16 protein-coding genes are annotated in these 13775 nt (G+C 75.8%); 8 read left to right on the top strand and 8 right to left on the bottom strand.

Annotated elements, in window-relative coordinates:
* Nucleotides 1-72: 72 nt before the first annotated feature.
* From AB2L28_RS05310 to AB2L28_RS05300, 3 genes are all read right to left on the bottom strand, one after another.
* Nucleotides 73-924, bottom strand: coding sequence for a siderophore-interacting protein (locus AB2L28_RS05310; protein ID WP_370717682.1), 852 nt, complete (start codon nt 922-924; stop codon nt 73-75).
* Nucleotides 925-934: 10 nt separating this feature from the next.
* The gene (locus tag AB2L28_RS05305) at nt 935-1933 is read right to left on the bottom strand and encodes a siderophore-interacting protein (protein ID WP_370717681.1); all 999 of its coding nucleotides are present in this window, start codon (nt 1931-1933) and stop codon (nt 935-937) included.
* An 86-nt stretch (nt 1934-2019) separates the two neighbouring features.
* Entirely contained in the window at nt 2020-2694 is a 675-nt protein-coding gene (locus tag AB2L28_RS05300; RefSeq protein ID WP_370717680.1) for a hypothetical protein, read from the bottom strand.
* Nucleotides 2695-2812: 118 nt separating this feature from the next.
* On the opposite strand from AB2L28_RS05300, the gene AB2L28_RS05295 reads away from it, so the two are divergent.
* Nucleotides 2813-3670 carry a GNAT family N-acetyltransferase gene (locus tag AB2L28_RS05295; protein ID WP_370717679.1) on the top strand — a complete coding sequence of 286 codons (858 nt, stop codon included), beginning with the start codon at nt 2813-2815 and terminating at the stop codon, nt 3668-3670.
* A gap of 54 nt (nt 3671-3724) precedes the next feature.
* Here the strand turns inward: AB2L28_RS05295 and AB2L28_RS05290 are convergent, their stop codons facing one another.
* From AB2L28_RS05290 to AB2L28_RS05280, 3 genes are read right to left on the bottom strand one after another with little or no spacing between them, the layout of a single operon-like run.
* Nucleotides 3725-4468, bottom strand: coding sequence for an HAD family hydrolase (locus tag AB2L28_RS05290; RefSeq protein ID WP_370717678.1), 744 nt, complete (start codon nt 4466-4468; stop codon nt 3725-3727).
* Nucleotides 4423-4902, bottom strand: coding sequence for a DUF4383 domain-containing protein (locus tag AB2L28_RS05285; RefSeq protein WP_370717677.1), 480 nt, complete (start codon nt 4900-4902; stop codon nt 4423-4425). Before AB2L28_RS05285 ends, AB2L28_RS05290 begins: the two co-directional genes overlap by 46 nt.
* 27 nt (nt 4903-4929) lie before the next feature.
* Nucleotides 4930-6021 carry an FUSC family protein gene (locus AB2L28_RS05280; protein ID WP_370717676.1) on the bottom strand — a complete coding sequence of 364 codons (1092 nt, stop codon included), beginning with the start codon at nt 6019-6021 and terminating at the stop codon, nt 4930-4932.
* A 72-nt stretch (nt 6022-6093) separates the two neighbouring features.
* On the opposite strand from AB2L28_RS05280, the gene purD reads away from it, so the two are divergent.
* The 6 genes from purD (at nt 6094) to AB2L28_RS05250 (ending at nt 10803) form a co-directional block, all read left to right on the top strand.
* A complete protein-coding gene (gene purD / locus AB2L28_RS05275; RefSeq protein WP_370717675.1) occupies nt 6094-7374 on the top strand; it encodes a phosphoribosylamine--glycine ligase in 1281 nt (426 codons plus the stop codon).
* Nucleotides 7371-8261: a phosphoribosylaminoimidazolesuccinocarboxamide synthase gene (locus AB2L28_RS05270; protein WP_370717674.1), complete on the top strand. Its 891-nt coding sequence runs from the start codon at nt 7371-7373 to the stop codon at nt 8259-8261. The genes purD and AB2L28_RS05270 overlap by 4 nt, the downstream gene beginning before the upstream one ends.
* 129 nt (nt 8262-8390) lie before the next feature.
* The gene (locus AB2L28_RS05265; protein ID WP_370717673.1) at nt 8391-8690 is read left to right on the top strand and encodes a hypothetical protein; all 300 of its coding nucleotides are present in this window, start codon (nt 8391-8393) and stop codon (nt 8688-8690) included.
* 40 nt (nt 8691-8730) lie between these two features.
* The gene (locus AB2L28_RS05260) at nt 8731-9141 is read left to right on the top strand and encodes a CidA/LrgA family protein (RefSeq protein ID WP_370717672.1); all 411 of its coding nucleotides are present in this window, start codon (nt 8731-8733) and stop codon (nt 9139-9141) included.
* Nucleotides 9138-9833, top strand: a complete 696-nt coding sequence (locus AB2L28_RS05255) for an LrgB family protein (protein ID WP_370717671.1) — start codon at nt 9138-9140, stop codon at nt 9831-9833. Before AB2L28_RS05260 ends, AB2L28_RS05255 begins: the two co-directional genes overlap by 4 nt.
* Nucleotides 9834-9861: 28 nt before the next feature.
* Complete coding sequence (locus AB2L28_RS05250; RefSeq protein WP_370717670.1) at nt 9862-10803, top strand: iron-siderophore ABC transporter substrate-binding protein; 942 nt, start codon at nt 9862-9864, stop codon at nt 10801-10803.
* A gap of 34 nt (nt 10804-10837) precedes the next feature.
* Here the strand turns inward: AB2L28_RS05250 and AB2L28_RS05245 are convergent, their stop codons facing one another.
* A complete protein-coding gene (locus AB2L28_RS05245) occupies nt 10838-12361 on the bottom strand; it encodes an MFS transporter (RefSeq protein ID WP_370717669.1) in 1524 nt (507 codons plus the stop codon).
* 136 nt (nt 12362-12497) lie between these two features.
* Between AB2L28_RS05245 and AB2L28_RS05240 the strand changes: the two genes are divergently transcribed.
* On the top strand, nt 12498-13145 hold the full coding sequence (locus AB2L28_RS05240; RefSeq protein WP_370717668.1) for a TetR/AcrR family transcriptional regulator: 648 nt from the start codon (nt 12498-12500) through the stop codon (nt 13143-13145).
* Nucleotides 13146-13169: 24 nt separating this feature from the next.
* On the opposite strand, the gene AB2L28_RS05235 is transcribed toward AB2L28_RS05240, so the two are convergent.
* Complete coding sequence (locus tag AB2L28_RS05235; protein WP_370717667.1) at nt 13170-13679, bottom strand: Lrp/AsnC family transcriptional regulator; 510 nt, start codon at nt 13677-13679, stop codon at nt 13170-13172.
* Nucleotides 13680-13775: the final 96 nt, after the last annotated feature.

Here is a 13775-nt window from a genome sequence, read left to right as displayed (position 1 = left end):
CCACCGACCTGGCTACCGCGACCACCGTCCTGCGCCGGCTGAAGCGGCGGCCCTGCTACCGGTCGCCCCCGGTCACACGCCCGCGCCCGCGTCGTCCGTCTCGGTCGCGGCGACCCAGTCGCGCTTCTCGGCGCGCCACCCGTCCTCGGTCCGGCCCCGCCGCCAGTACCCGGAGGCGGACAGCAGTTCACGTGTCACCCCGAGGTCGGTGCGCGCCCACCGCCGCACGGCGCGGACGGTGTCGGCCTCGCCGTGGACGAAGGCGTGCGGCGCTCCCGCGGGCAGGTCGAGGCCGCGCAGGAACCCCACGAGCGCCTCGGGGTCCGGCGCGGCGCGGTGGACCCAGTGCAGGCGCAGGTCACCCGGGCAGGTCAGCGGCAGTTCCTCGGCGGGGGAGTGCACCTCGACGACGGCGACCGCGGTCGCCCCCGCCGGGACCCGTTCCAGCGACGCGGAGATCGCCGGCAGGGCGCTCGCGTCGCCGACCAGCAGGTGCCACGGTGCGTCGGCCGACGGCGTGTACGCCCCGCCCGGCCCCGTGAGCCACACCCCGTCCCCGGGCTGGGCGGCGGCGGCCCAGGGCCCGGCGATCCCCTCGTCGCCGTGGACGACGAAGTCGATCGTCACCTCGCCCCCGGAGACCGCGCGGACCGTGTAGGTGCGCTGCGCGGGCCACTCCTCGCGCGGGCGTTCCGCGCGGACCGCGGCCACGTCGAACGGTTCGGGGTAGGTGATGCCGGGGAGGGGGAAGACGAGCTTGACGTAGGAGTCGGCCTGCTCGACACCGAAGTCGGCGAGGTCGTCACCGCCGAGGACGACGCGGACCATCTCGGGGGTCAGCTGCTCGACGCGCTGGACGACACCGCGTCGTTGCCGGCGACCACCGCTGGGCCGTCCGGCCTCGCGCTCGGAGGGGTTCTGCACGGTCTGCTCCTCACTCACCCTCGGCGCGCCCCGCGCGCCAGTACCCCATGAAGGCCACCGAGGACCGCGGCACCCCGACCTCGCGGACGAGGTGTCGCCGCAGCGCCTTGACGACACCGGACTCCCCGGCCAACCACGCGTACAGGCACCCCGGGCCCGCGGCCTCGGCGGTCTCGGGGACGTCCCAGAGGATCCCGTCCTCGTCCTCCCCGGCCTCCTCCGCCCCGTCCTGGGCCCGGACCTCGTCGACCAGGGACGTGGCGACCTCGTGGACGCGCTGCTGCAGCAGCTCGCCGTGGGCGTGCACCCCGTTGCGGGGCAACCACTCCACGGTGAGGTCGGCGGCGCAGCGCAGGTCGAGCAGGTCGCCGGCGTCCGGGACCTCCAGCAGCGCCGTCACCTTGACCCCGGCCGGCAGCTGCTCCAGCACGGCCGCGACGGCCGGGACCGCCGTCTCGTCACCGGCCAGCAGCAGCGTCCGGGCCCCGGCGGGCGGGGCCCACTCCACCCCCCACATCCGTCCCGTCCCGGGCGCGTCCGGCCCGACGAGGACGACCTCGTCGCCCACGGCCGCGCCCGCGGCCCACCGCGACGCCGGACCCGCGTGACCCACCCCGTCCCCGACCCCGTGCAGGACGAAGTCCACGTCGATCTGCGCGTCCGCGGTCGCCGTCGCGGGCCGGAAGGCGCGCACCGTGTAGGTCCGCATGACGGGCCGGGTGTCCTCGGGCAGCTCGCGCCACCACGTGTACCAGTCGTCCGCGGGCAGCTCGTGGTCCTCGACGGGGTGGGTGGGGAGGAGGACCTTGAAGCGCTGGTCGTACCCCCCGGCGCCGAAGCGCGCCAGGTCCGGCGAGGTCATCGTCAGCCGGACGAAACTGGTGCTGAGGCGTTCGACCGCTGCGACCCGGACCCGGAACAGGGTGTACGAGGCCCGCGCGGCCTCCCGGCGCTCGACCCGCGCGCCGTCCGCGCGCCCGTCCGCCTGCTCGTCCGTCACCGTGCTCATCCCACAACCCCTCGATCGGTATGAGGACAGGCTAACCAACTCTGGCGGGTGGCGGAACCGCCGGGCCCGCGGGTCCCGGCGGTGGTTCAGGCGCGGACGCGGGCGATCCGCACGCGGCCCGGGTGCAGGCTGATCCGCGGGGAGTACCCGAACACCGCCGACGCCGTGAGGAACTCCTCGGTGCCGAAGTCCACGGACGTCAAGCTCACCTGCAGGTACCCGCGCAGACCCACGAGCTGCTCGTCCGCGACGACCGCGTACCAGGGACGTTCGCGCCGGGAGGTGAAGTGGACGTCCGCCTCGCACCACTGCGCGTCGACCGTGCGGCGACGGCCACCGATGAGGCGCAGCCCGGCGTACCGGCGCAGTTCCGCGTCCAGGTAGGCCGAGGGGCTGTGCACCCCGGCCGTCGCCTCGCTCACCGCCTGCACCACCGTGACGAGCCAGTCCGCGAACGCCCCGGGGGCGACGTCCTCCACCTCCGCCTGCGGCAGCAACCGCTCCAGGCACGCGTGGTCCACGGCACCCGCCAGCGTCGTCAGCGCCTCGGTCTCGGCCCGGGTCACGTCGTCGAGGTCCGCGCGCCGCACCGGGACGGGCTCGCCGGCGGCCCGCACCTGGGTGCGGGGGTCGGGGTCCTCGGGGGCGTCGGCGTCGTCCCACAGGGAGAAGGCGCTGTGCCGGTGCACGTCGCCGACGTGCTCGGCGTCCAGGGTGATCGTCTCGCCCCGGCGGGACAGGACGGTGGGTTCGCTCTCCATCGCCGTCGATGGTAGGGAACGCGCCCGGTGGGGGCGAGCCGCTTCCCGGGCGCTGTGGACGCGGCGCCGGGGCGCAAAGCCGTTGACCACGAGGGGTGCTCGCCGGTCGACTGGCCAGGTGCTGCACCCCCGGACCCACCTGTCCGACGACGACCTGCGCGCCGTCGCCGACCTGGAGCGCCGCGTCGTCGCCGCCGACGGCGGCCGCCTGAAGATCGAGTGGGAGCAGCTGCGCGCCCGTTCGACCGACCCCGGCGCCGGGCCCACGACGGACCTGCTGTGGTCCGACCCGCAGCAGGGCGGGCGGGTCGTCGGCTACGTCGGGTTCGACTCCTGGGACGGGCGCACCGTCGAACTGGTGGGGATGGTCGACCCCGCCGCGCGGGGCCGGGGGATCGGTACGGCCCTGCTGGACGCGGCCGTGCCGGTCTGCCGCGACCGCGGTTTCACCCGGGCGTTGCTCATCGTCCCTCGTCCCAGCGCGGCGGGGCACCGCCTGGCCCGGCGCCGCGGCGCCCCGGTGGAGCACTCCGAGCACGCGCTGCGCCTGGACGCACCGCCCCCGCCCGGTGACGAGGACCCGCGGACGACGCTGCGCCCGGCGACGGCCGGCGACCTCGACGTGCTCGCAGAACTCCTCACCGCGGCGTTCGGGCAGGCACCCACCCACCTGCGGGCGGGGCTGGCCGGGGGCGGGACGCTGGTCGTCGAGCACGACGGTGCCGTCGTCGGGACGGTGCGGCGGCAGCGGGACGGCAGTTCCGGCGGGGTCTACGGGTTCGCGGTCGCGCCGGGTTCCCAGGGGCGCGGGATCGGCCGGGACGTGCTGCGCCGGGTGAGCCGGCGGTTCTTCGCCGACGGGGCGACGTCGGTGCACCTGGAGGTCGCGGTCGACAACGACCGCGCCCTCGGGCTGTACACGTCGGTGGGTTTCACGCTGGTGCAGACGGAGGACTACCACGACCTGCCGCTGTGAGCCGGGAAGGCCGGCAAGACCGGCACGGCCGGCACGGCCGACCCCCGCGCCTCGTCACCGCAGCAGCGCCGCCAGCTCGCGCAGCGACGCGATCCGCTCCGGCTCGCCCACCGGCCCCTCGCCGTGCCGGTCCAGGTGCACGGCCCGCAACCCCGCCGCGCGGGCCCCGACCACGTCGACGGGGTGGTCGTCGCCGACGTGCAGCGTGCGGGCGGGGTCGGCGCCGACGGCCGCGCACGCGGCGTGGAACACCTCGGCTCGGGGTTTGGCCAGACCCAGCTCACCCGCGGTCAGCACGGGACCGACCCGGCCGGCCAGGCCGAGGGCCGCGAGCTTGGCGTGCTGCTGCTCGGGCACGCCGTTGGTCAAGAGGGCGAGGCGCAGACCGGCCGCCGCGACGGCGCTCAGGGCGTCCTCGACGTCGTCGAACCCGCTCCAGTGCAGGCGGTACCGCGCGAGGTACTCCTCGTGGAACTCCAGGTCCAGGGCGGCGTCGTCGCCGACCGGGCGGCCCAGCAGGGGCAGGAACTCCCGCAGCCGGCGGCGGCGGTGCTCCTCGTGGGACACCAGGCCGTCGCGCCAGGCGCGGTGGTGGCGGTCCTCGGCGTCGTGCCAGGCGGCGTGCAGGTGCGGCGCCGGGGCCAGGCCGCTCGCCCGGACCCAGTCGTCCACCGCGGCGCGCGAGGCGCCGCGGTGGTCGAACAGCGTGCCGTCGAGGTCGAGGACGACCGCGTCGAACCGGGGGACGGGGCTCAGAAGACGCCCAGCTCCTCGACGTGCTTGCGCCGCGTCCGCCACGCACCGGCCAGGATCACGACGAACAGGCCCAGGTGCAGCCAGTTGCTCGCCACGTTGACGGGCAGGTCGGTGCGCGAGGCGTTCACCACGAGACCGGCCCCGCCCAGCCCCGCGGACAGGTAGGCCAGCGCGACCCAGGTGACGACCTTGTGCGCCTGGCGCGGCGACCCCGAGAAGGCCAGGACCGTGAGGCCGAACAGGACCTGCAGGCCGATGACGACGGCCGAGGTGCGGAACAGCCCGAACAGGTCGGCCTCGGAGTAGTAGAAACCCATCTGCGAGTAGTTCGACGTGATCCCCGGGACGGCGCCGAGGACCCCCAGGGCCAGGACGAGGACGGCGATCGCGCGGGCGTACCCGCAGACCGGTCCACCGGCCTCGACGGGGTGCCTGGCTTCGATCGCAGCGGGGGAGTGCGCGGCGGGAGCGTTCATGGTCCCCATCATCCCCGACCGCGCCGGTCAGTGCGGCAGGAGGCGGTGCGCCTCGGCCGCCCCCACGCCCTGCGCCTGCAGCAGGTCCACCACCGTCGACCGCAGCTGCGCCACCACCACCGTCGCCGACAGCGACTGCGCCCCCAGCGTCCGGGGTCCCAGGGTCACCGCCAGCTCCTGCAGACCCGCCACCGACGGCGGCAGCGTCTCGCCCGGGTAGGGCGGCTGACCCGTCGAGCGCACCGCGGCCGCGAGCTGCTCCAGCGCCCCCGCGAGGGAGTCCGGCAGCTGCTCGTCGTACTCCAGGGCCGTGCTCACGCGGCGCAGCGCCACGCGCAGGTTGCGGGTCGCGCGGTCCATCCCGGCCTGCAGCTTGCGCTGCTGGACGATCTCGACGCGCCCCCGGCGTCGCAGCGGGGACAACCGGTGCACCTCCCAGCCGGCCGTGACCGACTGCGACCAGCCGTCGAGCTCGGTCTGCGTCCCGCGCGCGCGGGACAGCACCTGCTCGGCCGCGGTCGCGTCCCGCTCCCGCAGGGCCCCGGCCGCGTCCTCGAGCAGGTCGGCCAGCTGCCCGGCGTAGGCGCGCGAACGACCGCGCACGTCCCGCCGCGGGTCCGGCGGCAGCAGGGCGGCCACCGCGAGGGCGACGACGACACCGGTCATGGCGTCCAGCCACCGGGCCCCGCCCGTGCTGCCCGGCGTCGGCGGGTAGGCCACGATGAAGCACGCCTGCAGCGCCGCCTGGTTGACGAGCAGGATCCCGGAGTCCAGGAACCGGGCGACGAACATGGCGGCCACCACGATCCCGGTGATCTGCAGGGGACCGCGACCGATCAGGTGCACGATGAGCGTGCCGAAGACGACCCCGATGGTCACCCCGACGCCCAGCTCGCCGACCCGCCGCAACCGCTGGTTGTTCTGCACGCCGAGGCAGACGACGACGGCGACGCACGCGAAGACGGGGTAGCTCTGGTCCCACAGCGCCCGCGCCAGGAGCCAGGCGACACCGGCCCCCAGACCGCACTGCATGATCTGCCACCACGAGCCCTGCCAGCGCTGCCAGCCCGTGCGGACCCGGCGGCGGGCGCTGAGCGCGAAGGGGATCGTGCGGGGCACGGCCCGATCCTGCCGCACCCGCCACGCCCGTGCGGCGGGGAGCACCACGCGCAGCCTCTACCCTCGGTGCCCGTGGAGGTCCTCGTCATCGGCTCCGGTGCCCGTGAGCACGCCCTCGTCCGCGCCCTGCTCGACGACCCGGGGGTCGACCGCGTCGTCGCGGCGCCGGGCAACGCCGGCACCGCGCTCGTCGCCCCCGTCGAACCCCTCGACGCGACCGACCCCGACGCCGTCGCGGCGCTCGCGCTCCGGCTCGGGGCCGACCTCGTCGTCGTGGGGCCGGAGGCCCCGCTGGTGGCCGGGGTCGCCGACGCGGTCCGCGCCGCCGGGGTCCCGGTCTTCGGGCCGTCGGCGCAGGCGGCCCGGCTGGAGGGCTCCAAGGCCTTCGCCAAGGAGGTGATGGCCGCGGCCGGGGTGCCGACGGCGATGGCGCACCTGTGCACGACGCTGGAGGAGGTCGCCGCCGCCCTCGACGCGTTCGGCGCCCCGCACGTCGTCAAGGACGACGGCCTGGCCGCGGGCAAGGGCGTCGTCGTCACCTCCGACCGCGAGGCCGCGCTCGAGCACGCCCGGGCGTGCCTGGCGCACGGGCCCGTCGTCGTGGAGGAGTTCCTCGACGGCCCGGAGGTCAGCGTCTTCTGCCTCACCGACGGCACCTCGGTGGTCGCGCTGGCCCCGGCGCAGGACTTCAAGCGCGCCCTCGACGGGGACCGGGGCCCGAACACCGGCGGCATGGGGGCCTACTGCCCGCTGCCGTGGGCGCCCGCCGGTCTGGCCGAGGAGGTCGTCGAGCGCATCGCCCGGCCCGTCGTCGTGGAGATGGCCCGCCGCGGCACCCCGTTCTCCGGCGTCCTGTACTGCGGGCTCGCGCTGACCTCGCGCGGCACCCGCGTCATCGAGTTCAACGCCCGTTTCGGCGACCCCGAGACGCAGGTCGTCCTGGCCCGGCTGGCCACGCCGCTGGGCACCGTCCTGCACGCCTGCGCCACCGGCACCCTCGACACCCAGCCCGACCTGCGCTGGCGCGAGGAGTCGGCCGTCACCGTCGTCCTCGCCGCCCCCGGCTACCCCGAGGCGCCCGTCACCGGCGGCACGGTGCGCGGCCTGGACGCCGCCGAGGCCGTCGGCGGGGCCGCCGTCCTGCACGCCGGGACCTCCCCCGCCGCCGACGGGACGGGCGTCGTGAGTTCCGGTGGCCGGGTGCTGTCGGTCGTGGGGACCGGCGCCGACCTGCACGCCGCCCGCGCCAGCGCCTACGAGGCCGTCGAGCTGCTCGACCTCGACGGCGGCCGGTTCCGCCGCGACATCGCCCTGGCCGCGGCGAACGGGACCGTGCCGGGGGTGGGGGCGTGAACGCCGTGGAGCTGGCGGGCTGGACCCACCGCTACTCCGGGAAGGTCCGCGACCTGTACGAACCGGCGGAGGGTTCGGACCGGGCCGGGGACGGGACGGTCCTCGTCGTCGCCAGCGACCGGATCTCCGCCTACGACCACGTCCTGCCCACCCCGATCCCCGACAAGGGCAAGGTGCTGACCGCCCTGTCGCTGTGGTGGTTCGAGCAGCTGACCGACCTCGTGCCGCACCACGTCGTCTCCACCGACGTCCCGGCCGCCGTGGCGGGCCGGGCGATGGTCTGCCGGCGGCTGGAGATGTTCCCCGTCGAGTGCGTCGCCCGGGGGTACCTGACGGGGTCCGGCCTCGTGGAGTACCGCCGCAGCTCCTCGGTGTGCGGGGTGCCGCTGCCCCCCGGCCTCGTCGACGGTTCGCGGCTGGACGAGCCGGTGTTCACCCCGGCCACGAAGGCCGAGCTGGGCGAGCACGACGAGAACGTCACGTTCGAGCAGGTCGCGGCGACCGTCGGCGCCGACGCCGCGGCCGGGCTGCGCGAGCTCACCCTCGCGGTGTACCGGCGGGCCGAGTCGATCGCCCGCGACCGCGGGATCGTCCTGGCCGACACCAAGCTGGAGTTCGGTCGCGCCGACGGGGTGACGGTGCTCGGCGACGAGGTCCTGACGCCGGACTCCTCGCGGTTCTGGCCCGCCGAGACGTGGGAACCGGGCCGTGCCCAGCCCAGCTTCGACAAGCAGTTCGTGCGCGACTGGCTGACGTCACCGGCGTCGGGGTGGGACCGCGCCGGGGCCGAGGTGCCGCCGGAACTGCCCGCCGACGTCGTCGAGAGGACGCGGTCGCGCTACGTGGAGGCGTACGAACGCCTCACCGGGCGCTCGTTCACCGGCTGACCCCGCCGGCGGGGTCCGCACGCCGCCGTGCGGGTCAGGGGGTGCTGCGCCGCCGTCCCCCGGGAGCCACCACCCGGACGGCCGAGGGCCGGGAGGCGGTCGGCGCTGCGGGGGAGGACACTTCCGCGCATGTCGCTGCCGGCCCCCGAACCCTGGTCCCCCGCCCCCGCACCCGGGGCCGGGTTCGGCGAGCTCGACACGGTCGCCGCGACCCTGCTCACGTGGTGGGACCGGTTGCCGCGCGGGCGCCGCGACCAGCTGTTCGCGCTGACGCCGGGGGAGGTCCTCCCGCGCTCGGTCGCGGCCGAGGTGCAGCGCCTCGGCGTCGACTGCCCGCTGACCCTCGTCGCCGAGGGCGGCCGGCAGGTGCGGCGGGCGCTCGTCCCGCCGGCGCTGCTGGACCTGCTCGAGCGGGAGCGCGCGCGCTGAGCCGTGCGCCGGCCGCGGCGGCGGCTGGCACCCTGGGCCGGTGCCCGGGAACTCGACACCGCAGCCGGCGCCGGTCCACGGCTGGGCCGGTCACGTCCCGGCCGTCCTGGCCGGTCTGGCCCTCCTCCTGGGCCTGCAACTGGCCGGCACCCTGCTCGTCGACCTCACCGGCCTGCCCGTCCCGGGTGCCGTCGTCGGCCTCGCGGCCCTCCTGGTGCTCGGGGCGCGGTGGCGCGGGGTCGCGGTGCGCGCCGAACCCGCGGGGGCGCCGCTGCTGAAGCACCTGCAACTGCTCTTCGTGCCGCCCGGGGTGGGCGCGTTGACGCAGCTGTCCACCCTCGTGCAGAACGCCGGGCCGCTGCTGCTGGCCGTCGTCGGGTCCTTCGCGGCGGGGCTCGTCGTCGCGGGGACCGTCCTGCAGGCGTTGCTGCGCCGCAGGGCGTCGGCGTGAGCGCGGTCGTGCACGCCCCCGGTTTCGGCCTGTTCCTCACCCTCGTCGCCTACCTCGGGGCGGGGGAGCTGCACCGGCGGCTGGGGCGGCCCGCGCTGCTCGCGCCGGTGCTGGTGGCGATGGTGCTGGTGGCGGTCGCGCTGGAGGTCCTGGGGATCGGCTACGAGGAGTACCTGGCGTCGGTCTCGGTGCTCACCCTCCTGCTCGGGCCCGCCACGGTGGCCCTCGCCCTGCCGCTGCTGCGCTCGGGGCGGGCGCTGCTCGCCGACCGCGGCGCCGTGCTCCTCACCCTCTGCACGACCGGGGCGGTCAGCGTGGCCGTCACGGTGGCCGCCCTGGAGCTGTGCGGGGCGCCGGACGACCTCGTCCTGACGACGCTGCCGCGGTCGGTGACGACCCCGGTGGCGCTGACCCTGGGGGTGACGATCGGGGCGAACACCACCCTGGCCGTCGTGCTCACCCTCGTCTCGGGGGTGCTCGGCGCGACGGTCGGACCGTGGCTGCTGGACCGGGTGCGGGTCCGCGACCCCCGGGCCCGGGGGTTCGCGATCGGCGTGGTCTCGCACGGGATCGGGACGTCGCGGGCGCTGGCCGAGTCCGACGCGGCGGGGGGCTGGTCCAGCGCGGCGATGGTCCTCAACGCCCTCGCGATGACCGCCGTCCTGCCGGTGGTGGCCCGCGCGTTCTCCTGATGGTTAGGTCAGGCTAGGCTCACCGGCCGTGCGTCGATCTGGTCCTTCCCCCGCCCTGTCCGCCCTCGCGCTGTCCGCCGCCCTGCTCCTCGCGGGGTGCTCGGCGTCGACGACCGCCCCCGCTCCCGGCACCGGCACGGCGGCCGCAGAACGGGTCGTCGAGCACGCGCGCGGGCAGACGCGCGTCCCGGCCGCGCCGCAGCGCGTCGTGGTCCTCGAACCCGTCCAGCTCGACACCGCCGTCGCGCTGGGGACGACACCCGTGGGGGCGGCCGTGGCGAGCAACGTCACGGGGGTGCCCGCCTACCTGGGCGTCGGCGACGCGGTGCGGTCCGTCGGCACCGTCCCGGAACCGGACCTGGAAGCCATCGCGGCGCTGCGCCCGGACCTCGTGCTGGGCACCGAGACCCGGCACGGCCGGCTCTACGACGCGCTGAGCCGCATCGCCCCCACCGTGTTCATGGCCTCGCAGTCCGACCCCTGGCAGGACAACGTCCGCCTCGTGGGGCAGGCCCTCGGGCAGGCCGACCGCGCCGCGGAACTGCTCGACGGCTTCCAGGACCGCTGCGCCGAGGTGGCGCGGGAGCACGACCTCGACGGGACGGTGACGGCGAACCTGCTGCGCCCCCGGGACGGCGGCACGTTCAGCCTCTACGGCCCGACCTCGTTCGCCGGCAGCGCGCTGGAGTGCGCCGGGCTGCGCCTGCCCGAACGCGACTGGGACGGCGGGATCCAGGTGGACCTGTCCGCCGAGCGCGTTCCCGACGCCGCGGCCGACCACCTGTTCGTCCCGGCCGACCCGGGGTCCCTGGACGACCCCGCCGCCGTGCCGGCCCTCGTCGCGGGGAACCCGGCCGCGTTCGGCGCGGTGCACGTCGTCGACACCTCGTACTGGGTCTCCGGGGTCGGGCCGCTCGGCGGGCGCCGTGTCCTCGACGACGTCGACCGGATCCTCGCCGCGGGGTCCTGAGGAGTTCTCCGGCCGGGGCACCTCGGCGCAGGTGTCAGTGCGCGGTGCCGGGCGCGGGGACCGCGGCGAACCCGGCCAGGCGCGCCTGCCGCACGGAGTGCCGGTTGACGAGGGTCGCCGAGACCACGGCGACGAGCAGCACCGCGAGGGCGCCACCGGCGAACGCGACGTGGTACCCGTGCAGCACGGCGTCGGCGGGGGTCCCCCCGGCGTTGCGCATGGAACTCGCGAACACCGTGGACAGCAGCGCGGTGCCGATCGAGCCGCCGATCTGCTGGAACGTGTTGACGCTCGCGCTCGCCGCGCCGGCGTCCTCGCGCGCCACCCCGCTCGTGGCGGTGTTCATGGCCGAGGAGATCGTCAGTCCCATGCCCAGGCCGGTCACGACGAGAGCGGGCAGGACGGTGCCGGCCCAGGTGCTGTCGACGTCGGTGCGCAGGAACAGCAGGATCCCGGTCGCGGCCACCAGACCCCCGCTGCGCAGCAGCACCTTCGGCCCCACCCGCGGCAGCAGGCGCGGGGTGATCTGCGTGGCCGCGGCCATGATCGACAGCGGCATGGGCAGGAACGACAACCCGGTCTCGAGGGAGGAGAAACCCAGGGTCTGGGTGAGGTAGTAGGTCAGGAACAGGAAGATCCCGAACATCGCGACGCCGACGAGGCCGATCGCGGTGAGGGCGCCGCCGCGGTCGCGGTCGCGGACGACCCGCAGGGGCAGCAGCGGGTGCGACACCCGCGACTCGACGAGGACGAACAGGGCGACGAGCACGGCACCGGCCGCCAGCGAGGCGATGGTCACGGGGTCCGACCAGCCGTCGGTCTCGGCGGAGGAGAACCCGTAGACGATGCCGACGAGGCCCAGCGTGATGGTGGCGGTCCCGACGAGGTCCAGGCGCGGACGGGGGCCGCGGGCCGGGTTCGGCATGAACAGCGCAGCCCCGGCGACGCCGAGGACGGCGAACACGACGTTCACGTACAGGCACCAGCGCCACGAGGTGTACTCCGTCAGCACGCCCCCGAGCAGCACGCCCGTCGCCGCGCCGGACCCCGCGATGGCGCCGAACACCCCGAAGGCGCGGGCGCGTTCGGCCGGTTCGGTGAACGTCGTGGTGAGCAGCGCGAGGGCGGAGGGGGCCAGGAGCGCGCCGAAGACGCCCTGCAGGGCCCGGGCCGCGACGAGCTGGGAGAAGTCCTGGGCCAGCCCGCCGACGACGGAGGCCGCCGCGAACCCGACGAGCCCGACGACGAACAGGTTCTTGCGCCCGAACAGGTCGCCGAGGCGGCCGCCGAGCAGCAGCAGGGACCCGAACGCGAGGGAGTAGGCGGTGACGATCCACTGCCGCTGGTCGTCGGCGAAACCCAGCTGCTGCTGCGCCGAGGGGAGGGCGATGTTGACGATCGTCGCGTCGAGCACGACGGCGAGCTGGGCGATGCCGATGACCGCCAGCACCAGCCAGCGGTGCTCGCGCGCGGCGCGGTGCTGGGGGTGGCGGGTCGCTGCGGGAGGTGCCGGTGCTGCGGCGGCCGGGGCGGGCCGGGCGGAGGGGGCGGAGCTCACGGGTCCTCCAGGGGTCGAGGTGCCGGCGGGTGGATCGAGCCGACCGAAGCGGACGCGGTGCGTCCACTTCCAGTAGCGTACACACAAACGGACACCGTGCGTCCACTTGTTCCCGGTCCGGCGTACCCTGGACGTCGTGAGCACGACCGCCGTCCGCCCGTTGCGCGCCGACGCCGTCCGCAACCGCGCCCTCGTCGTCGACGCCGCCCGCCGCCTGTTCGCCGAGCGCGGGCTCGACGTGACGCTGCACGACGTGGCCGAGGCCGCCGGGGTGGGGGTCGGCACCGTCTACCGGCGCTTCCCCGACAAGGACGCGCTGCTCGCGGGTCTGCTCGCCGACAAGTTCGAGGCCCTCGTCGATCTCGCCGAGACCGCCGGCCGCCGGCCCACGGGCCGCGACGCGCTGCGCGACTACCTGCTCGGGGCCATGGAGCTGCGGGCGAGCGACCGCGCGCTGTCGAGCGCCGTCCTGCGCGCCGCCCCGCACACCACCGAGACCGCCGACCTGCGCGCCACCCTGCAGCACCTCGTCGACGGCATCGTCGACCGCGCCCGGGCCGAGAACGCCGTGCGGGAAGGGTTCACCGGCGACGACGTCCCGGCCGTCACCTCCATGATCGGCTCCATCGCCGACCGGACGCGGGAGGAGTCGCCCGAGGCCTGGCGCCGCTACGGCCTGCTCGTCGTCGACGCCGTCTGCCCGCCCGAGGGCGCGCCCGGCCCCCTCGTGGGAGCCCCCCTGCCGCCCCCCGGCGCGACGTCCTGCGTCGTCAGCCCCCCCTGACGGGACGCCGCGGAGGCGGAGGCGTCAGGAGCGGCCGGCGGCGCGGGTGTGCTCGAAGATCAGGCTCGTCTCGGTGAGGCCGACGTCGGGGTCGCGGGACAGGTGCTCGGCGACGAAGTCGCGCAGCGCCGCGGTGCTCTCGACGGCCACGTGCAGCAGGTAGTCGTCCGCACCGGCGACGAAGTACACGTCGAGCACCTCCGGCTGCCGCCGCATCCGCGCCACGAACGGGCCCATGCTGCCGCGGGCGTGGCCCGCGAGCTTGACGGCGATCATCGCCTGCAGGTCCAGGCCGAGGGCGGCCGGGTCCACGTCCGCGTGGAAACCCCGGATGACCCCCGACTCGCGCAGGGCGCGCACCCGCAGCAGGCACGTCGAGGCCGCGATGCCGACGCGCTGGGCGAGCGCGGCGTTGGTGGTGCGGGCGTCCTCGGCCAGGACGTGCAGGATCTCCCGGTCGACGGGGTCCACGACCCGGCGCAGCTTCTTCGGCTGGACCGGACCACCCGAGGTCTCCGGCGAAGGATCTTCCACGCAGCCAGCTTGGCACGAATCTCCTGCGATCTCCTTGCCCTGGTCTCGAACCGTGTTCACGCTGGACGGAGATGGCCCGCGTCCACGAGGAGTGAG

Origin of the sequence: Kineococcus mangrovi (assembly GCF_041320705.1) — a bacterium.
Lineage (GTDB): Bacteria > Actinomycetota > Actinomycetes > Actinomycetales > Kineococcaceae > Kineococcus > Kineococcus mangrovi.
Note: the sequence above shows the minus strand (reverse complement) of the source record. Positions and strands in the feature narration are given on the sequence as shown.

Excerpts from the sequence above, each read along its gene's own strand:
- AB2L28_RS05305 (WP_370717681.1), bottom strand. The coding sequence starts at position 1,933 with ATGAGCACGGTGACGGACGAGCAGGCGGACGGGCGCGCGGACGGCGCG.
- AB2L28_RS05300 (WP_370717680.1), bottom strand. The coding sequence starts at position 2,694 with ATGGAGAGCGAACCCACCGTCCTGTCCCGCCGGGGCGAGACGATCACC.
- AB2L28_RS05285 (WP_370717677.1), bottom strand. The coding sequence starts at position 4,902 with ATGAACGCTCCCGCCGCGCACTCCCCCGCTGCGATCGAAGCCAGGCAC.
- AB2L28_RS05265 (WP_370717673.1), top strand. The coding sequence starts at position 8,391 with ATGTCGCTGCCGGCCCCCGAACCCTGGTCCCCCGCCCCCGCACCCGGG.